An 18,991-nucleotide genomic window follows, 5' to 3' on the forward strand; every position below is an offset into this window, starting at 1 on the left:
TTCCGATGTCCGTTGCCGCTCGTCTCGACAGAGATCTTGTTGCTGTGCCGACGGCCGACATGCCGGTCGATCCTGCGGTGCTGCGGGCCCCGGGTCTCTCCAAGCAATTCGGCGGCGTGACCGTCCTGTCGGATGTGACGCTCAATATTCTGCCCGGCGAAATCCACGCGATCATCAGTGAGAACGGCGCCGGCAAGTCGACTTTCATGCGGCTCCTCTCCGGCCATATCGAGTCCAGCGAAGGCACGTTGTCGATCGACGGACACGACGTGCGCTTCGCCAAGCCTGATCAGACTCAGGCGCCGGTCCGCGGTCACGTCAAGCTCGATGCAGCCCTGATCACCCAGGCCAACGCCAAGGACCACTACTTCCCCGATTCTCCGTTCTCACACCGTCACCGCAGTCCCTGGCGAGGCGCGGTTCGCGCCTCGCCATCTCAATCGAATAGGAAAAGTCATGCCAGCCAAGAAAATCCTGATGCTGACCGGTGAATTCACCGAGGAATACGAAATCTTTGTCTACCAGCAGGCCATGGAGGCGGTCGGCCATACGGTCCATGTAGTCTGCCCCGACAAGAATGCCGGCGACGTGATCAAGACCTCGCTGCACGACTTCGAAGGCGACCAGACCTACACCGAGAAGCTCGGCCACTATGCTCTGATCAACAAGACGTTCGCCGACGCCGAAAAGCAACTCGACCAGTACGACGCCGTCTATTGCGCCGGCGGCCGCGGACCGGAATACATCCGCACCGACAAGCGCATCCAGGCCATGGTGCGCCATTTCCACGAGACCAGGAAGCCGATCTTCACGATCTGCCACGGTGTGCAGATCCTGATCGCGGTCGACGGCGTGGTGCGTGGCAAGAAGGTCGGCGCGTTGGCCGCCTGCGAGCCGGAAGTCACACTTGCCGGCGGTACCTACATCGATCTGTCCCCAACCGAGGCGTACGTCGACGGCACGATGGTTTCGGCCAAAGGCTGGACCGCCCTCGCCGCATTCATCCGCGAGTGCCTGAAGGTGCTCGGCACGGAAATCCGGCACGGTTAGCCGGAATAAAGCGGTAGGTGCTAGGGGGCTAGGCTGATCCTTGCCCTCATCAATCCAGGAACAGCCCACCCAGTCGAGACGCTCTTCTCCTTCGATCCAGATCGACAGGTGGAGAGCGACTGGAAACGGTGATCCGCCCCCTTTGCATCAGGCATGGCCCTGGATTCCGAGGACGGCGTTGATCAGGCCGGTTCTCTCGCGTGACCCGTGGGCGATGTCGCGCGGATTCTCAGCGAGCGTCGTGCCGTGCGTCGCCAGCTTGGCGATCGGCCGTGGCTCGGGATGAAGAGGCGTTCCTTCTCGCAGGAGCGCCCCGCCATCTATTGCGGCGAGCAAAAGGTCGTCCTGGATGCGCTTCTGGCGCGAGCCGTCGAAGGCGTCGGCAACGCGATGCTTACGTATCTGAGGACCGTCGAGCGCAATCTTCTGGGGAGGTAGCCGCCCGGATGTCGAAGCCCGAGTCGACATTGCGTGAGGATATCACTATATAGCGGCTGCTCAGGCTGAGGCCGGGGCGACGTTGACCGGGACCCTATGATACGGTTTGTGATACAAATGCGTTGTCCAGGATAGAAAAAAGCAAGCAAAAACAACAACGATCCTTCTATCGACCCAATCAACGATCTCAAATTTCTCAACGATCTGAACGTGCACCTTGAACCCTTCCAGTCCTTCGGTTTCGCGTACCACGGGCAAGATGTCTTGCCGGTCGAGGCCGACTCGGCTCGAATGGGGCATGCATCCTTTGCGGGGTGTGGACGTTCATGGCTACCAACCGGCTTTGCCGCCAGGGAAGAAGCAGTATGAGTGAACATGCGATCGAGTTCTTGCGCGGGTGGATTGGCGAGAAAGTCCATTGCCAGCATTCGCCGATCAAGATCGAACAGGCCGAGACCCTCGCCAAGGAGTGCTGCGCCAAGGCGGCCGAGGCAGGCATTCTGCTCGAGGACATTCAGGAAGAGGTCGGCGACATCCAGGAACTGATCGCCTCGCGCCTCGAGGAAGCCGCCGAAGAGGGCGCCGGCGAAACCAAGCTGGACACGCCGGCGGAGTGAAATGCCCCTGCCGGCACGGGCAGACCGTATCTGCTAGCCGGATTTCTTCTCCAGCCAGTATTTGGGCAGCGCCGGCACAAAATTGCCGTCGCGCCCCGTCATATCCCCATTGGCGACCAGCGCGTTGAGGATCGCTTCCTCGACGCCTTGCACGATCGCGTCGAAGAACGGGTCGATGTCGACGTCCGGGATGAACTCGGCCCGCGCGATGCGACCGGAAGCCGCTTGGGCAGCCTCCGGATTGGCGGTCGAGAAGGCGAGAAAAATGTCGCCCGAACTGTGGTAGCCATAGCCGCCGGTCATGGCGATGCCGAGCGGCACGCGCCTGGCGAGCCGCTTCATCTGATGCGGCAGGAACGGCGCGTCGGTGGCGACGACAGCGATGATCGAACCCTTTTCCGCGCGCGCTGTCGCCTCGCGAATGGCCGGCTCGATCAATTCGGGACCGACGCGCCGGCCGCGAATGGTCAAATTGTGTCTTTTGCCGAAATTCGCCTGCACGAACACGCCCAGCGTATAACGCCTGTCGTGCCATTCGACGAGGCGCGAGGCGGTGCCTGACCCGGCCTTGAAGCCGAAAGAGATCATCCCGGTGCCGCCGCCGACGCTGCCCTCCTCGATCGCGTCGCTCGTAGCCCCATCGAGCGCGGCGGCGACATGGTCGAAGCCGACATGATGACCGTTGATGTCGTTGAGGAAGCCGTCATAGGTCTCGGCCGCCACCGGCAGGCCCCAGGCGCTGTCGAGCGCGGCTGGCAGCACCTTGTGCATCCAGCGCAGCGTGCCGTCGCGTGTCACACCGCACGAATGCGTGTTGGTGATGGTGATCGGGAAATTGAACGCACCCGTCTCCTCGATGATGTGCGTGCCCGTCAATTCACCATTGCCGTTCTGGCTGAACACGCCGGCGAACACCGGCGTTGCGAGTTCTTGAACCGGCCTTGGCAGGATGGCGGTGACGCCGGTGCGCACCGGACCGGTGCCGACCCGCAAGGGGCCGTCCCCCGAAATCAGCGTCGTGTAGCCCACCGACACGCCAGGCACGTCGGTGATAGCGTTGAAACGGCCCGGCGTGCCGTCCAGCGCGATGCCGAAGGAGCGCAGGCGCGGCTTGCCCGAGGGCGTGCGAAGATGCGGTTGGTGGTTACTCATGGAAACCTCAGAACAACGAGCCCTGATTGCCAGGCTCCCTGGCCTTCGCGGTCGATTTCGCGGCGAGTTTAGGCCGCGCGCCGCCGCTGGTCGCGATGGCCTCCGCGTTGCCGTCGGCGAACTCCAACTGCAATGCCGCGCCCGGCGCCAGTTCCGCGACCCGCTTGATGACGGCGCCGTCCGCGTCCTTGACCAGAGCGAAGCCGCGCGCCAGCACAGCTTTGTGCGACAGCGTTGAAAGCAGCCGGTCCGCCTGGGTGAGGGACGCGCGCAGCCGATCGAGGCGCCGCGCCATCGCCTGGTCCTGGCGGCGCGACAATCCGGCCAGTGCGTCGGCCTGCAGCTTCTGGCGCCGGATGATTGGCGCCGGCGACAGGCGTGTGGAATTGCGCTGGAAACGCGCGCGCCGTTCGCGGACGATGGCGAAGAACGCGGCTCGTGCCCTGGCAATGTCGCGGCCGGTCAGGGTGCGCGCTTCGTTGAGACGCCGCGACAGGGTCGCAGGTGTCAGTCTTTGCCGATCCAGCGTCGCCCGCTTGCGCTCGATATTCACCGTCAGCCCGCGGCCCAGCCGGCTGGTCGCATCGTCGAAACGCCGGCGCGGCAGCGCAAGCAACTGGTCGGGCGAGGGGAGCGCGCGCGCCGCGGCGCGCACCGCCTGGCGCTTGCGCTCCAGATGCCGCGAGGCGCAGGCGCTGAGCCGCGCGCCGAGGCTGGCCAAGGTGGCTTCCAGGTCGGCCCTGACGGGCACGGCAATCTCGGCCGCGCCCGTCGGCGTCGGCGCGCGCATGTCGGAAACGAAATCGATCAGCGTCCAGTCGGTCTCGTGCCCGACAGCGGAGATCACGGGGATGCCGGACGACGCCACCGCCCGCGCCAGCCCTTCATCGTTGAAGCCCCAGAGGTCTTCCAGGCTGCCGCCGCCGCGCGCCACGATCAAAACGTCGGGCTGGCGGATGGGACCGTCCCAGCTCAGCGCGTTGAAGCCGTCGACGGCGGCAGTCACTTCCCGTGCCGTCGTGTCGCCCTGGACCCGCACCGGCCAGACCAGCACGTGAAGCGGAAACCGGTCCTTGATGCGATGGATGATGTCGCGGATTACCGAGCCGGTCGGCGACGTGATGACGCCGATGACTTTGGGCATGAACGGCAGTCGCCGCTTGCGGCCGGCCTCGAACAGGCCCTCCGCCTGCAGTCGGCGCTTGCGCTCCTCAAGCAGCGCCATCAGCGCCCCGGCGCCCGCCGGCTCCAGATTGTCGATGACGATCTGGTAGTTGGACTTGCCGGGATAGGTGGTCAGCTTGCCGCTGGCGATCACCTCCATGCCTTCCTCGGGGCGGAACTTCAGCCGCGCCATGGTGGTCTTCCATACCACGGCATCGATCCGCGCGCGCTCGTCCTTCAACGCGAAATAGGCGTGGCCGGACGAATGCGGGCCGCGATAGCCGGAAATCTCGCCACGCACCCGTACATTGCCGAAGGCGTCCTCGACAGTGCGCTTCAGCGCTCCGGAAATCTCGCTCACCGTGTATTCGGTGGCGTTGCTGCGTGATTCGGTTGCTGTTTCACTCATCAGGCGATTGGGGATCGCTTATCGCCGCGCGTCAAGCCGGGACAAACCTCGCTAATATCATAACGCGATCTTAAGTCCGATTTGCTTTGACTGACGCGAGCAGAGCCGGCCGGAACGAATGAGCGCAAGCCACAACAGCAGTCCTTTGACTCACCAGGTCACCCTGACCGTGCTGACGCTGGCAGCCTTCGCTTTGGCGATAGTCGTCGGCTTCGGCTTCTACGCGGCCGGCAAGGTCGACGATGACTCGCTCGAACGGCAGAAGATGTTTATCGCCGACGGCCTGCAGGACCAGATCGAAGCCGTGCAGCGGGAGCAGGAAAGCGTATCGGTCTGGGACGAATCCGTCATCAATGCGAAGGCAGGCAACCAAGCCTGGATGGCGGACAATCTCAGCGTCTGGATGTACACTTATTACGGCCATAACCGTGTCTACATCCTTGATGACGCCAATCATCCGATCCACGCCATGCGCGAAGGCAAGGTGGTCGACCTGTCCGCCTATGGTGAGGATAAGCCCACCCTTCTTCCCACCGTTGAAAAGCTCCGTGCCAAACTAGCGCAACCAGCCCGGGCCGACGCGTCCGGCCAGCCTGCCAAGATGGTCGCCGAGGATCTGGTGTCGCTGGACGGCCAGCCGGCGATCTTGAGCGTCATGCCGCTCGTGCCGAACTCGAGCAATGTGACCCAGACGCCCGGAAGCGAATATCTGCATGTGTCCGTCGAATTCATAAACGATGCGGTGATCGGAAAGATCGCTGGAAAGTATCTGCTTGAGGGAGCAAGGCTGGTGCCGCTGTCTCAGCCGGCAGGCGCCGCGGCCGTACCGCTCATCGATTCCCGTGGCGTCATCCTCGGTTACATCGGTTGGCAGCCCTTGCGGCCAGGCCTTGCCTTGGTGCGCCAGGTCGCGCCTGCTTTGGGGATCGCGCTACTCCTCGCTGGCGGCGTGCTGGTGTTCCTGTTGCGCAGGTTGCGTCGCGCCTCGGCCGCGCTGCAGACAAGCCAGGACCAGGCGCAGTACCTTGCCTTCCACGATACGTTGACCGGCCTGCCCAACAGGGCTCTGTTCGAGGATCGCTTGCGGCGCACCCTGCTGTTCGCCAGCCGGGAGAAGACGCGCGTCGCGCTGCTCTACCTCGACCTCGATCGCTTCAAGCACATCAACGACACGCTCGGCCACCCGGCCGGCGACGAGCTTGTACGCCAGACGGCGGCGCGGCTGAGGCACACCATCCGCGAAGTCGACACCGTCGCACGGCTCGGCGGCGACGAGTTCGCCATCATCCTGATTGACGTTCCGGACGTCGCAAGCGCCGAGGACATCGCCGAAAGGCTGCTCCTGAGGCTGCGCGAGCCGTTCCGGCTGATCGACGACCAGGTCTTCGTCAGCGCGAGCGTCGGCATCGCGCTGTCGTCTGGATCGGAGACGGACGCGGATGACCTGTTGCGCAAGGCCGACATAGCGCTTTACGAGGCCAAGAAGAACGGTCGTGGCCGCTACCAGGTGTTCGCCGGCGACATGGACGATCTCCTGTTGCGCAAGCGCAAGGTCGAATCGGAACTTCGCAAGGCGCTGGACGGCGAAGGTGGCATAAAGCTCGCCTATCAGCCGGTTTTTGCGGCGGACGGCCACCGAATACTGGGCGCCGAGGCGCTGATACGCTGGGGGCATGAGGTGCACGGCGCCTTGCCGGCGGCGCAATTCATCGCGATCGCCGAAGAGCGCGGCCTGATCGGCGAGCTTGGCAAATGGGCTCTGAGCGAAGCTTGCCGCTTCGCCGTCGGCACCGAATTGCCGTGGATCGCGGTGAACATCTCGCCGATGCAACTGCGTGATGTCGGCTTTGCCGAGCAGGTCGCTCGAATCCTGAAGGAAACCGGGCTTGATCCGTCCCGCCTGCAGCTCGAGACCACCGAAAGCGTTCTGCTCGAACACAGCGACACGACCAGCACTGTGATTGCCGCGCTGCGCCAGTCAGGCGTGCGCGTCGCGCTCGACGATTTCGGCACCGGCTATTCTTCGCTGAGCTATCTGCGCCGACAGTCGATCGACAAGCTGAAGATCGACCGCTCTTTCGTGCGTCTGCTCGACGAGGATCAGAGCGCCCGCGCAATCGCCAAGACGTTTATCGAGCTGGCGCTGGCGCTGAAGGTCGAGGTGACTGCCGAAGGCGTCGAGACCGACACGCAAAAGGCCCTGCTGGTCCGCATGGGCTGCCACCAGTTGCAGGGTTATCTGCTGTCGCCACCGCTGGAGCCCGGCCAGTTGCTCGCACTGTTGGACGTTTCGTCCAACGCCCAGGAAAGTTCCGCCGTTCGCTCTATCTCCTCGTTTTGAGGCAATTCCGGACGGAAACCGCTCACACTTTTCCTGGAATGCTCCTGCCTACCATCCAGGCATGATCTGATTGGCCTTGACCCGTTTCATCTTGGCAAAGGCGAGCGCGGCGAAGTCGAAGCTTCCCGGCTCTTCGCTGACGGGGACGGAAATGTTGTCGAGGCTCTCTGCGATATGGCGGGCCAAGGCATCGACGATCTCCGGTTGCGAGGTCTGGCCGCGCATGATGCCGATTCGGCAGTCCGGCAACTGGCCGAAGCCGTCGGCCTCGCCAAGCACGCGCATGCCCGGCCTCAGCGCGCATTCCGGCAATACCGAGACCGCGAGGCCGGAAAGCACGGCCGCGGTGATCACCGTGGCCGAGAAGCTGGAGAACAGTACGCGGTACTCGCGGTTCTGGCGGTCGAGCACGTCGACGGCGGCGCGCCGCCAGATACAGTTCGGCCGACCGAAAGCCATCGGGAGGATTTCCTGTTCGTGCGTGGCGTGGTTGGCCGAGGTCACCCACAGAAGCGGCTCGCGCCGCACCACTTCCGATTGGCCGCGCGTGTCGTTGTGGGTCACCAGCGCCAGGTCGAGATTACCGCGCTTGATATGTTCGACCAGCCCCGGCGTCGGCTCGCAGACGACGGTCAGCTCGACGCGCGGGTTGGAGCGCGAGAAGCGGGCCATGATCTCGGGCAGGAAGCGGTCGGCATAATCGTCGGGCGTGCCGATGCGGATCGTGCCTTCGAGGCGCTGGTCGTCGAACGCGGCCAAGGTCTCGCGGTTGAGGTAAATCAGCCGCCGCGCATAGGAAAGCAGCCTGTCGCCCTCCTCGGTCAACTTGTTGGTGCGGCCGTCCTTTTCGAACAGCGGCTTGCCGATCCGCTCCTCCAGCCGCCGCATCTGCATCGACACCGCCGACTGCGTGCGGTGCACCTCTTCGGCCGCGCGGGTGAAGCTGCCAGTGTCGGCGATAGAGATGAAAGTTTGCAACTGATCGAGGTCGAGCGGCGCCTTCATCGGTCCAACCTATCATTGATGTTGATGCTGGAGATTAAAAACATTCGTTGGATTAATCAATCTCAGGGTGGCAAATTGGCATTGTCCACATGAAGGCATGTGCATGGAAACCGGAACGGCGCTTCTGCCAAGGCGCCGTTTACCTGGTTTCGTCCGCTCGACTCCTCGAAGGAGAGATTGACATGACCACGATTGAATTCGCTTCCGAGACCTCGCGCATCACCACGCGTCCGGCTGTTGCGACGCGCGTGCTCAATGCTCTGGGCAATGCCTTCGTCGCCTGGAAAAATCGCCGCGCCTTCTATCGCCTGGGCGAGATGTCGGATGCCGAGCTTGCCGATATCGGCCTGACCCGCGCCGACCTTCACGTCGCCGTCGCCGTGCCGTTCGGCCGCGACCCGACCGTGAAGCTGCGCGCCATCGCCAGCGAGCGCGCCGATACGATCGAGGATCTCGCCCGTTATGTGGCTTGAACGGCCGGACTGCCCGGATCTACCGGTCGCGTGAACCTTTTCACCGCTCGGCGCGGCCAAGTCTCATGCAGGCTCCCACACTCCCTGCCGGTTCCCCGCCGGCCAGCCTGCACATTGCCCGGTTCTCCTCCAGGACCGGGCATTTTTTTTTAGATGTGACGTCATTCAGGTGAGGCCGGTCTGCAAACGGCGTCTTGGGCTTCCGGTGCTGACGGACCAAGAAATGCCCCGCTGCGGCCTTCGCCGGCCGAAGCTCTCGCAGGTGTCTCCGCTCTATGAAGGGCTACGGCCGGCGTAGGCCTGTTCTCGGACTCGCCGTTTTCGACTTCGCCTGACCCGAATGGCGGCACATCTTTAGGGCAGTGCGAGACCTACCGTCGATCCATGTCGCGCTTGAACTGGTCGAAGATCGTACCGACGTTCTTTTCATACTCGTCGCGCTGTTGCGCGCCGGTTTCGAACATCTTGCCGAAGATGTCGTCGAACGGGTTCCGCGGCCGGCCGCTCGGGTTGGTCTGCGGTTGTTGCGGAGCGCTCTGCTGCGGTTGACGCTGTTGCGACTGCGGCGCCGGCTGGCCGCCGGGCAGGCCGAATCCGCCACCCTGGCGCAGCATCTCCTCGAAGATCTTGCCGAGTGGGTTGTCGCCATAGGGGCTTTGCGTCTGCTGGGGCTGCCCTTGCGACTGGGCGCCACCGCCAAACATATCCTGCAACACCTTGCCAAACGGGTTGTCGCCGTAGGGGCTGGGCGCTTGTTGGGTTGCGCCTTGTGACTGTGGTGCGCCGCCGCCGAACATATCCTGCAGCACCTTGCCCAGCGGGTTTTCGCCGTATGGATTGGGCGCCGGCTGCGGCGCTTGCCGCGTTTGCGTAGGGGCGAGGCCGCCTTGCCGCATCATCTGCTCGATGATCTCGCCGAGCGGATTGCCGCTGCCGCCGAAGCCGCCCGCCCCCTGCATCTGCCCCCCACTCAGTTGATTGTTGGTCTGGTTGAACAGCGCGCCCATCATCATTGAGGCCATGGCCGGCAGCATCTGCTGGAGCACCTGCTGGCTCAGCCCCGTGGCCTGCGCGGCTTGGGCAGCCACGGCGCGGGAAAGGTCCTTCGAACCGAACAGATGGCCGAGAATGCCATTGCCCTCATCGATGCCTTGCGGCGAAAAGGCTCTGGTCGCGTCCTCGAAATACTTGGCGTGCTGGCCGCTCGCCATCGCCGTCATGAAGGCGCCCATCCCGTAAGGATCGGCGGTGGTGCGCCGCAACCCTTGCGAGAAAGCCGGCAGCAGCGCCAGGACCGCGGCCTGCGTCTGCTGCATCGAGAGCCCGTATTGCTGCGCCAGCGCCTGCATGGCGGCGCCGTTCTGGGCCTGGGCAAACATGTCGAACAGGGAAGGCATAGGGTCTCCTCCGGGAACATCCTCGTCGAGGGAGACTATTTCCTTTCCATCATGGATTGAAGCGGCTTCTACTGACCACCATCGGGGTAGGCCGGACGTTCAGTAGGCGTATTCCATGAAAACCGGTTCGATCGAGCCGCCCCAGCGGGTGTGATAGGCCGACAGCATCTCCTCGGCGCTGGTGGTGCCGCGCGCCACGACCTCGTCGAGCGTGTTGAGGAAAGACGTCTCGTCATAGCCGTCGCGGTTCTTCTTGCCACGGTTCTTCAGGCCCATGCGCGAGATGGCGAGCACGTCGCGGCCGACGTCGCGCAGGGTGGTGTTGCGGAACGGCGCCGCAATGCCCAGCTCCGGCACTGCGTTGCGCATGGCCAGCGCCTCCTCGTAGGTCCAACTCGCGGTCAGCGCCTCGGCGGCGTTCAGCGCCTGCTCGTCATAGAGCAGCCCGACCCAGAAGGCGGGCAGGGCGCAGATGCGCCGCCACGGTCCGCCATCGGCGCCGCGCATTTCAAGGAAGCGCTTCAGGCGCACGTCGGGGAATAATGTGGAGAGATGGTTCGCCCAGTCGCCCATCGTCGGCAGGCCGTCGGGGATTTCGTTGCGGGCCGCGCCGGCCATGAACTGGCGGAAGGTGTAGCGCGTCATGTCGTGATAGTGGCCATCGCGGATGACAAAATACATCGGCACGTCGAGCGCCCATTCGACATAGTCGGCGAAGCCGAACTCGGGCGAGAAGCAGAATTCGAGCATGCCCGAGCGCTGGTTGTCGGTATCGCGCCAGATGTCGCCGCGCCAGCTCTGCAGCCCGTTCGGCCGGCTCTCGGTGAAGGGCGAGTTGGCGAACAGCGCCGTCGACAGCGGCTGCAGCTTCAGCGACACCTGCATCTTGCGGCGCATGTCGGCTTCGCTCTCGAAGTCGAGGTTCACCTGGATCGTGCAGGTGCGGTACATCATGTCGAGGCCCTTGGTGCCGACCTTCGGCATGTAGCGCGTCATGATCTCGTACCGCGACTTCGGCATTTTCGGCGTGTCGGCGAGCGACCATTTCGGGCTGCCGCCGAGGCCGAGGAAGCGGATCCCCATAGGCTCGGCGATCTCGCGCACCTGCGCCAGATGCGCGTTGCCCTCGCGGCAGGTCTGGTGGATCGATTCCAGCGGCGCCCCGGAAAGCTCGAACTGGCCACCCGGCTCCAGCGAGATCGCACCCTGGCCGGTCGGTTCGACAAGGCCGATGATGCGGCCGGCATCCATGATCGGGTCCCAGCCGAGCTTCTCCCGCATGCCCTCGAGAATGGCGCGGATACCGCGCTCGCCGCCATAGGGCACCGGCGCGTTGCCGTCGACATAGAAGGGGAATTTCTCGTGCTCGGTCCCGATGCGCCATTTGTCGCGCGGCTTGTTGCCGGCGGCCAGATAGTCGACCAGTTCGCCTATGCCTTCGATGGGCCGTGAGTCGGTTGTGTCGCGCGCCATGAAGCCCCTCCGAGCGCACTGCCAGGAAATCGACGTCGATTTCCACCGGGCACCCTGCGCAAGATCTTAGTGCTACAGCGCTTTTAGCACACCAGAAAGACGGCGTGGCGCTGCAGCGGCCGGACGGCCGCCGGCGCTAGATGGACGAAATGCCGTCAGCCGATCAAGCAAAAAATCCTGAGCCACTGCTCAACCGGATTTGATCACCAGTCGCCGATAGTCGCCTGGATCGCGGCAAGCGCTGCCACCGCCGCCGTGTCGGCGCGCAGGATGCGTGGCCCGAGCGGAATGGCGGTGACGAAAGGCAAGGCTCTCAGCATCTTGCGCTCGTCCTCGGAAAATCCGCCCTCCGGCCCGACCAGAAGCGCAAGTTTCTTCTCTTTGACCGCTTGCAACGCCGGCAGCGGATTGTTGGTCGAGGCGTCCTCGTCGCAGAAGATCAGCCGTCGTTCCTTGTCCCAGTTGCCGAGCAGCCGCTCCAGCTTTTCCGCCTCGCGCACCTCCGGCACCGCCAGGATGCCGCATTGTTCGGCCGCCTCGACGACATTGGCGCGCAGCCGATCGATGCCGGGTTTCGCCACCTGCGTATGCCGGGTTATGACCGGCTGCAGGATACCGGCGCCCATCTCGACGGCCTTCTGCACGAGATAGTCGAGCCGGGCTTGCTTCAGCGGGGCGAAGCAATAGAGGAGGTCGGGCAACGGCGGCTGCGGCCGCTGCAATTCGAGCACCTTCAGCCGGACCGCCCTTTTGGACTTTGCGGCGATCGCAGCCGACCATTCGCCGTGGCGGCCGTTGAAAAGCAGGACCTCGGCGCCTTCACCAAGCCGAAGCACATGGGCGAGATAATGGCTTTGCTGCTGCCCGGCGTCGAATTCGAGGCTAGGCCCAAGATCGTCCGGCACGAATAGCCGCTGCATTTTGTAGTTGGCGCGCATCTTTGAGGAATGGGCGAGGCAAGCGGTGCCGTCAAGTATCGGCGGTAGGATGCCAGACAGGCTGGAAGCCTCTCCGCAGCACCGCAATAGTGGTCGCTGGCGTCAGCATGCGCAGCGGCAGGTCGGCGAGGCGGTCGAAGGTAATTGGACTGGCGTAACCGGCAAACGACCATTCGAGCGCCTGGCCGGCACGCAGCGCATAGGCAGCATCGCCATGCGCGATCATCGTTCCATCGGGCAAGCCGCCGAGCTCCGGAGTGGTCACGACAGGAGGTTGTCCGCCCGATGCCAGCCGCTCCTTGTGCAGCCTTTTGTCGACCATCGGCGCGCGCGGCACATCAATGCCGAACGCCTCTCCGAAGCGGCTCACGAAATCTGTCGCCCGTTCTCGCCGGCAGAAGAAACAGGGCCGGTGGCCGGCAGCCAATGCCGTCACCTCGTCGAGGAAGAACAATTCGGTCCAACTGGCTTTTCCTCCCCTATTGCGGCCCATCGGCTCGCGCCGCACATTGCGGAACCGGCACACGCAGATGATCCAGGCCGGCAAGGCCCAGCGTTTCTTGAGGAGCGATTTCGTCTCAGGGTCGTGGATGATGCCGCGATTGCCGGTGAACTGGCCGCGTTCGGGCACCGCGTGGATCGCGCCGAAGGGATCGACCCGGTTCTGCAGTGGCATAGTTTTCTCTCTCGATCCGCATCTTGGCTGAAATATGGGCCGCATGATATCGCTCGCCTCAGCATTGTCATGTCAGCAGGATTCTAGATGCGCGTGCTGGTGGTCCAGAACTACGACAATACCGGCCTCGGTCAGGTCGGTGCCGCTCTGGCCGAAGCGGGCGCCGATCTCGACCTAAGACGCCCCTACCAGGGCGATCCGTTGCCGCAGGATGCAGGCGAGCATGATGCGATGGTCGTGCTGGGCGGTGGGCAGAATGCGCTGGCAGACGAGGAATATCCCTATTTCCCCGCGCTCCTTGAACTGACACGCGATTTCGCTGAGAAGGACCGCTCGGTGCTCGGCATCTGCCTCGGCAGTCAGCTCCTTGCCCGCGCATTTGGTGGCGACAACCACATCGGCGGCGCCACCGAGTTCGGCTGGCACCAGGTCTCGCTGACGCCCGCCGCGAAGTTGGATCCGGTGCTGGCGGCGCTGCCCGAACAATTCCCGATCTTCGAGTGGCACGACGACACTTTTGTGCTGCCTGAGAATGCCGTGCGGCTTGCGGGCAGTCCGGTGGCCGAGAATCAGGCCTTCCGCCTTGGCCGCGCCGTCTATGGCTTCCAGTTCCACTTTGAGGCCGATACGCCGATGGTGCGCGATTGGAGCACCTCCTTCGCGGCAACGATCGCCGAGCGCCATCCCGACTGGAACGACCGGCTCGACGATGAGTTGGCCGGTAATGGCCCCGAAGCCGATGCCGCCGGCCTGGCGATTGCCCGCGCCTGGGTGGCCACGATCTAGGGCGTGTGATGTTCAGCTGATGCCGGCCTGATCTGCATCTCAACACGTCCACGCGGACGCAGCGTGGCATAATTAGCACGCCTCAGCGCTTCCGCCTGGGGACAACGTTCTTCTTTCTTGGTTTGTGTCGGAGCGCTCGCTTAAGAGGGCGCGCCTTGTATCGCCCGTGCAACCGCCATGAACCTCTTGTGTGATCCAGCCGACACACCGGCGATACAGAATCTGCTTAGAAGCGCGAAATCGTCGAAACATTGAGACGCATTTTATCGTTTCAACGCATTGGTAACCGCCTCGTGCCCAGATGCAGAAAGCTTAACCAGAGATGACGTCCGTGAAAGCAGCTCTCCTGTCTTTTGTCATGCTGTCTGCCATCGTGCTCTGCGGCCTGGGCATCTATGCCGCCGACGCCGCGACCAACCACCGGGCCGTCGACGGCTACGGCGTCACCGCCTCGCTGGACTAGGGTTCCGACAAGATCGGAAGCGCGCCCGCGCCGGGGATCGCGCCTAGAGCGCCTTCCCCTGGACGGTCAGGATGCGTTTGTCGCCGCCATTGACGGCAAGCGCGCTCAGCGTTCCCGATTTCCAGGCAAGCGTGTCGACATTGACGCGATTGGCCCGCACATCCGCTTCTGCAACGGGTGTGTGCCCGTGCACGATCACCTTTGGGAAAAGCCCTGGATGGTCGTGGAAGGCGTCGCGGATCCAGATCAAGTCCTGCTGGTTCTGGAGGTCGAGTGGCACGCCCGGCCGGATGCCCGCGTGACAGAAGAAGAAGTCGCCGAAGGTGACGGACAATGTCAGCGATTGCAGGAAGTCTAAATGGCTGCGTGGCACCGCTTCCACGAGCGCCGCATGTCCCCGCCTCACGGCTTCCCCCTTACCGTCGCTGTGGGCGTCGCGGAGAATGTTCACGCCATAGGACTGCGCCGTTTGCACGCCGCCGTAATTCATGAACAGACCGTCCGGTTCGCCGTCGGCAAGGAATTCGAGCATGCCGATATCGTGGTTGCCGGCAAGCATGATGTTGCGCGGATCGCGCTTGTGCGCCTCGATAAGGAAATCGATGACGCTTCTGGAGTCCGGCCCGCGGTCGACATAATCGCCGAGATGAACGATGCGCCAGTCGGACCCGGGCGCATGTTCCAATTCGCTCTCGATGCGCCGGTGCATGGCGGCGAGCAGGTCGGGGCGCCCATGTACGTCGCCAATGGCATAAAGCCGCATGCCATCAGGCCCGCGCGCGTCGAGATAGTGGATGCTGGTTTCGGTCAATGTGGACACGTTCCCAGGGGCAGTTGGGGCCAAGCCTAGTGCCGATCGATGAACAACGCCCTAGCGACGCAAGCGATCCCTGCGATCTTGGCGCTACTGCGTCCTAGCGCCGGAGCTGCTCCTTGCCCATGTCGGTGACCAGCCGCTTGCCGCACAGCGCCATCGTGACATCCATTTCCTTGCGGATGATTTCCAGCGCCTTGGTGACGCCGATCTTGCCCATCGCGCCGAGGCCGTAAAGGAACGGCCTGCCGATATAGGTGCCCTTGGCGCCGAGGCAGAGCGCCTTGAGCACATCCTGGCCGGAGCGGATGCCGCCGTCCATATGGACTTCGATCCTGTCGCCGACCGCATCCGCAATCTCTTCCAGCACCGAGATCGAGGAGGGCGCGCCGTCGAGCTGACGCCCTCCATGGTTGGAGACCACGATCGCATCGGCGCCGGTATCCGCCGCTATCAGCGCGTCCTCCTTGTCGAGGATGCCCTTCAGGATCAGCTTGCCGCCCCAACGCTCCTTGATCCAGGCGACGTCCTTCCACGACAGCTGCGGATCGAACTGCTCATTCGTCCAGGACGATAGCGAGGAGACGTCGCCGACGCCCTTGGCATGGCCGACGATGTTGCGGAAGGTGCGGCGCGGGGTGCCGGCAATGCCCAGGCACCAGCGCGGCTTCAGCGCAAGGTCAATGATGTTGGCGAGCGTCATTTTGGGTGGCGCCGAGAGCCCGTTGCGCACGTCCTTGTGACGCTGTCCCAGAATCTGCAGATCGAGCGTCAGCACCAGTGCCGAGCACTTCGCCGCCTTGGCGCGATCAATCAGGTTGAGCACGAAATCCTTATCGCGAAGCACATAGAGCTGGAACCAGAATGGCTTCTTGGTCGCCGAGGCGACATCCTCGATCGAGCAGATGCTCATCGTCGACAGCGTGAACGGCACGCCGAACTCCTCGGCCGCCTGTGCCGCCAGCATCTCGCCGTCGGCATGCTGCATGCCGGTCAGTCCGGTCGGCGCGAGCGCCACCGGCATGGCCACCTTCTGGCCGATCATGGTCGATTCCAGCGAGCGGTTGCTCATGTCGACCAGCACGCGCTGGCGGAACTTGATCTTGCCGAAATCCTCCTCGTTGGCGCGGTAGGTGCTCTCAGTCCAGGCGCCGGAATCGGCGTAGTCGAAGAACATCTTCGGCACCCTGCGGCGTGCCAGGTCCTTGAGGTCGGCGATGGTAAGGATTTCGCTCATAGTGGTCCCCGCTAAATCTGTGCTCAGGAGCGTTTGCGTGTGGGTTCGATGTCGCCGGCATCCGAGCGTTGCCTGAGGCGCAGCCTGGACACGCGCTGCCAGTCGCCGCTGCGCTCGGCTTCCGCCATCGAGCGCTCGACATAGGTGATGTGGTCCATCGCCGCCTCGCGCGCCCCGACCGGGTCGCCCGCTTTGATCGCGGCGTGGATCGCGCGATGCTGCTGCAGCAGCGCCTCGCGCGCGCCGGGCACGCTGAACACCAGAAGCCTGTTCTGGAACACGCCTTCTGACAGCAGCCGGTAGCAGGAACGCAGCGTGTGCAGGAGGATCATGTTGTGCGCGCATTCGCACACCGCGTGATGGAATTCGACGTCGATCTCCGCCTCGTCGTCGAAGTCTCCGGTCCGGTGCGCCTCGTCCATGCGCGCCATGATACGGTCAAGCAGCGCGAGATCCTCCGGCGTCGCCCGCCGCGCGGCGTATTCGGCCGCCACCGCCTCGATCTCTCGCCGGTATTCCAGATAGTCGGTCACCGCCTTGCGGTGCGTGGAGATGAGGTCCGTCACCGGCTTGGTGAAGATCTGGCCGATGACGTCGGCGACATGCGTGCCGCCGCCCGGTCGGGTCGTCAGCAATCCGCGCCCTTCCAGCGCTTTGAGCGCATCGCGCAGGATGGGCCGCGACACGTCGAACTGGCGCGCCAGTTCGCGTTCGCCGGGCAGCCGATCGCCGGTGCGCAGCACGCCTTCGAGGATCAGGCTCTCGATCTGCTGCACCACCTCGTCGGCGGTGCGCGAATGCTCGATCCTGGAGAAAATGTCGCTCAAGGGAGACGCCTGGAGAACGGAATGGATGTCGTCCAGATTAAAGCGTCCGTCGCCAACTGGTCAAATTATTTATCCAATTCGTCAAACCCGGTCGGATCGCTGGCCGCGCTTCACCATTGCCGGATGCTAATATTTGCTGTTTACGCGTCCCGCCGATTGCCGCAAGACGACCGGGTTGCACGAAGGGTCGAGAACAGGGGGACCAGCCGTGTCCGACGAGATGTCCAGTCTCGAATTCCAGCCGCGCGCGCAAGGCAGCGTGATGGGCTTTCCGGCGCATGAGGGTCGGCCCGGCGCGATTGGCGAGGTCCATGCCCGTCCGCACCCGCTGATCGAAAAGCCGCGCGTGCTGATCCAGCTTTCCTTCATGACCGAGGGCGGCGCCGCGGTCGACCATGCCGTGCTCTCGGAGCTTTCGAGGCGGCTGGGCATAGCCGCGCCCGATCGCTACGCGCGCCACCATGCCATGAAATGGGGCAAGGGCACGCTGCGCTGGGAGCGGCATACGGAATTCTCGACCTATCTCTGGGAAGGGCCGTTGGCCGAGAACGGCCGGGGCCAGGAGGATTCGCCCTTCGGTAACGGCTTCTCGCCGCCGGGTACGGTGATCTCCGGCATCCGCCTCGAAATCCGCAAATGGACGCAGGCGAGCGAGAAGCTGATCGCGGGCTTCGATCCGACCAGCCTATGCTATTCGCTGGTCGAGCGGGGCGCCGCCGCCATCGTCACCGATTTCCGCCAGGACGGCGACGGGCTGACCCGCATGCTGGTGCTCGATCGCGGCCTGACGCCGGCCAGCACCGGCGCCTTGTCGCAGCGGCTGATCGATATCGAAACCTATCGTACGCTCGCCATGCTCGGGCTGCCGCTGGCGCTGACGCTGTCCGTCCGCGCCCGCCGCATTGAGGACCGCCTGGCCCAGACCACGCTGGAAATGAAGGCGGTCGAAACCCGCGACAGCCAGACATTGCTCGCTGACCTCACCGAACTCGCCGCCGAGCTCGAGGCCGACGCCGCGTCCAGCCTCTACCGCTTCGGCGCCAGCCGCGCCTATGACGGCATCGTCACCGAACGCCTCGAGGCGCTGGATGAAGAGCCGGTGCAGGGTTTTGACACCTGGGCGGGCTTCCTCTTGCGGCGCATGGCGCCGGCGATGCGCACCTGCCGCTCGGTCGAGGAGCGCCAGGCCAACCTGTCGCGCAAACTCACACGCGCCACCACGCTTCTGCGCACCTGGGTCGATGTCGAAGTCGAGAAGCAGAATCGGGACCTGCTGGCGTCGATGAACAACCGCGCCCGGCTGCAACTGCGCCTGCAGCAGACGGTCGAAGGCTTGTCCGTCGCCGCCGTGTCCTACTATGTCGTCGGCCTCATCGGCTATGTCGCCAAGGGCGCTTCGGTCTTCGGTCACGTTTTCGCGCCGGAAGTCGTCACCGCGGCATCCGTGCCCGTCGCCATTCTGCTCGTCTGGTGGGGCGTGCGGCGCGTGCGGCGCATGCACTCCGAACCGGCGAAACATCCCGGCGAATAGACGCGCATATCTTATTCCCTCTTTGTAGGTGGTCGATCCGCTCGGCGGTCGGGGTCAAAAGATTCATGAGGTGTCCCGCAGCCGCCAGTCCGCACTTTGTTTAGAACCTCGGCGCAAGGCGCAGCCGGGGAGCGGCAGATTGCCGCTGCGCAAGCTTGGCAATTGGGGTCGCCGCCTCCGCGCATCGAAGCATCGTTGCA

At 64.0% G+C, this 18,991-nt stretch carries 19 protein-coding genes; 8 read left to right on the forward strand and 11 right to left on the reverse strand.

The window, feature by feature from the left end; genetic code table 11:
* Nucleotides 1-5 precede the first annotated feature (5 nt).
* Nucleotides 6-491 carry an ATP-binding cassette domain-containing protein gene (locus tag ACR64R_RS00600; RefSeq protein WP_487359765.1) on the forward strand — a complete coding sequence of 162 codons (486 nt, stop codon included), beginning with the start codon at nucleotides 6-8 and terminating at the stop codon, nucleotides 489-491.
* The gene (locus tag ACR64R_RS00605) at nucleotides 457-1,050 is read left to right on the forward strand and encodes a DJ-1/PfpI family protein (RefSeq protein WP_487359766.1); all 594 of its coding nucleotides are present in this window, start codon (nucleotides 457-459) and stop codon (nucleotides 1,048-1,050) included. The genes ACR64R_RS00600 and ACR64R_RS00605 overlap by 35 nt, the downstream gene beginning before the upstream one ends.
* A gap of 147 nt (nucleotides 1,051-1,197) precedes the next feature.
* Here ACR64R_RS00605 and ACR64R_RS00610 read toward each other — a convergent pair whose 3' ends face one another.
* On the reverse strand, nucleotides 1,198-1,518 hold the full coding sequence (locus ACR64R_RS00610; RefSeq protein ID WP_487359767.1) for a hypothetical protein: 321 nt from the start codon (nucleotides 1,516-1,518) through the stop codon (nucleotides 1,198-1,200).
* A 335-nt stretch (nucleotides 1,519-1,853) separates the two neighbouring features.
* Here ACR64R_RS00610 and ACR64R_RS00615 point away from each other — a divergent pair, with 335 nt between their 5' ends.
* The gene (locus tag ACR64R_RS00615; protein WP_487359768.1) at nucleotides 1,854-2,105 is read left to right on the forward strand and encodes a hypothetical protein; all 252 of its coding nucleotides are present in this window, start codon (nucleotides 1,854-1,856) and stop codon (nucleotides 2,103-2,105) included.
* A gap of 33 nt (nucleotides 2,106-2,138) precedes the next feature.
* Here ACR64R_RS00615 and ACR64R_RS00620 read toward each other — a convergent pair whose 3' ends face one another.
* A complete protein-coding gene (locus tag ACR64R_RS00620; protein ID WP_487359769.1) occupies nucleotides 2,139-3,257 on the reverse strand; it encodes a DmpA family aminopeptidase in 1,119 nt (372 codons plus the stop codon).
* A gap of 7 nt (nucleotides 3,258-3,264) precedes the next feature.
* On the reverse strand, nucleotides 3,265-4,830 hold the full coding sequence (gene xseA, locus ACR64R_RS00625; protein ID WP_487359770.1) for an exodeoxyribonuclease VII large subunit: 1,566 nt from the start codon (nucleotides 4,828-4,830) through the stop codon (nucleotides 3,265-3,267).
* Nucleotides 4,831-4,948: 118 nt separating this feature from the next.
* Between xseA and ACR64R_RS00630 the strand changes: the two genes are divergently transcribed.
* On the forward strand, nucleotides 4,949-7,171 hold the full coding sequence (locus tag ACR64R_RS00630; protein WP_487359771.1) for a bifunctional diguanylate cyclase/phosphodiesterase: 2,223 nt from the start codon (nucleotides 4,949-4,951) through the stop codon (nucleotides 7,169-7,171).
* A 48-nt stretch (nucleotides 7,172-7,219) separates the two neighbouring features.
* Here the strand turns inward: ACR64R_RS00630 and ACR64R_RS00635 are convergent, their stop codons facing one another.
* Nucleotides 7,220-8,176, reverse strand: coding sequence for a LysR substrate-binding domain-containing protein (locus ACR64R_RS00635; protein WP_487359772.1), 957 nt, complete (start codon nucleotides 8,174-8,176; stop codon nucleotides 7,220-7,222).
* Nucleotides 8,177-8,358: 182 nt separating this feature from the next.
* Here ACR64R_RS00635 and ACR64R_RS00640 point away from each other — a divergent pair, with 182 nt between their 5' ends.
* Entirely contained in the window at nucleotides 8,359-8,649 is a 291-nt protein-coding gene (locus ACR64R_RS00640) for a DUF1127 domain-containing protein (protein ID WP_487359773.1), read from the forward strand.
* A 371-nt stretch (nucleotides 8,650-9,020) separates the two neighbouring features.
* Here ACR64R_RS00640 and ACR64R_RS00645 read toward each other — a convergent pair whose 3' ends face one another.
* From ACR64R_RS00645 to ACR64R_RS00660, 4 genes are all read right to left on the reverse strand, one after another.
* Nucleotides 9,021-10,046, reverse strand: a complete 1,026-nt coding sequence (locus ACR64R_RS00645) for a DUF937 domain-containing protein (RefSeq protein WP_487359774.1) — start codon at nucleotides 10,044-10,046, stop codon at nucleotides 9,021-9,023.
* 99 nt (nucleotides 10,047-10,145) lie between these two features.
* Nucleotides 10,146-11,519, reverse strand: a complete 1,374-nt coding sequence (locus tag ACR64R_RS00650) for a glutamate--cysteine ligase (protein WP_487359775.1) — start codon at nucleotides 11,517-11,519, stop codon at nucleotides 10,146-10,148.
* Between the two features lie 203 nt (nucleotides 11,520-11,722).
* Nucleotides 11,723-12,457, reverse strand: coding sequence for a 16S rRNA (uracil(1498)-N(3))-methyltransferase (locus ACR64R_RS00655; RefSeq protein WP_487359776.1), 735 nt, complete (start codon nucleotides 12,455-12,457; stop codon nucleotides 11,723-11,725).
* A gap of 31 nt (nucleotides 12,458-12,488) precedes the next feature.
* Nucleotides 12,489-13,133, reverse strand: a complete 645-nt coding sequence (locus ACR64R_RS00660) for a hypothetical protein (RefSeq protein ID WP_487359777.1) — start codon at nucleotides 13,131-13,133, stop codon at nucleotides 12,489-12,491.
* Nucleotides 13,134-13,220: 87 nt separating this feature from the next.
* Here ACR64R_RS00660 and ACR64R_RS00665 point away from each other — a divergent pair, with 87 nt between their 5' ends.
* A complete protein-coding gene (locus ACR64R_RS00665; protein ID WP_487359778.1) occupies nucleotides 13,221-13,919 on the forward strand; it encodes a type 1 glutamine amidotransferase in 699 nt (232 codons plus the stop codon).
* A gap of 331 nt (nucleotides 13,920-14,250) precedes the next feature.
* The gene (locus tag ACR64R_RS00670; RefSeq protein ID WP_263498119.1) at nucleotides 14,251-14,382 is read left to right on the forward strand and encodes a hypothetical protein; all 132 of its coding nucleotides are present in this window, start codon (nucleotides 14,251-14,253) and stop codon (nucleotides 14,380-14,382) included.
* 43 nt (nucleotides 14,383-14,425) lie between these two features.
* Here ACR64R_RS00670 and ACR64R_RS00675 read toward each other — a convergent pair whose 3' ends face one another.
* From ACR64R_RS00675 to ACR64R_RS00685, 3 genes are all read right to left on the reverse strand, one after another.
* Nucleotides 14,426-15,193 (reverse strand): metallophosphoesterase, encoded by a 768-nt coding sequence (locus ACR64R_RS00675; protein ID WP_487359779.1) that lies wholly within the window; start codon nucleotides 15,191-15,193, stop codon nucleotides 14,426-14,428.
* Nucleotides 15,194-15,296: 103 nt separating this feature from the next.
* Complete coding sequence (locus tag ACR64R_RS00680) at nucleotides 15,297-16,433, reverse strand: alpha-hydroxy acid oxidase (protein ID WP_487359780.1); 1,137 nt, start codon at nucleotides 16,431-16,433, stop codon at nucleotides 15,297-15,299.
* A 23-nt stretch (nucleotides 16,434-16,456) separates the two neighbouring features.
* The gene (locus ACR64R_RS00685) at nucleotides 16,457-17,260 is read right to left on the reverse strand and encodes a FadR/GntR family transcriptional regulator (protein ID WP_487359781.1); all 804 of its coding nucleotides are present in this window, start codon (nucleotides 17,258-17,260) and stop codon (nucleotides 16,457-16,459) included.
* A gap of 208 nt (nucleotides 17,261-17,468) precedes the next feature.
* Here ACR64R_RS00685 and ACR64R_RS00690 point away from each other — a divergent pair, with 208 nt between their 5' ends.
* On the forward strand, nucleotides 17,469-18,791 hold the full coding sequence (locus ACR64R_RS00690) for a DUF3422 family protein (protein ID WP_487359782.1): 1,323 nt from the start codon (nucleotides 17,469-17,471) through the stop codon (nucleotides 18,789-18,791).
* Nucleotides 18,792-18,991: the final 200 nt, after the last annotated feature.

The sequence above is a fragment of the Mesorhizobium sp. MC2-1-1 genome (genome assembly GCF_057597255.1).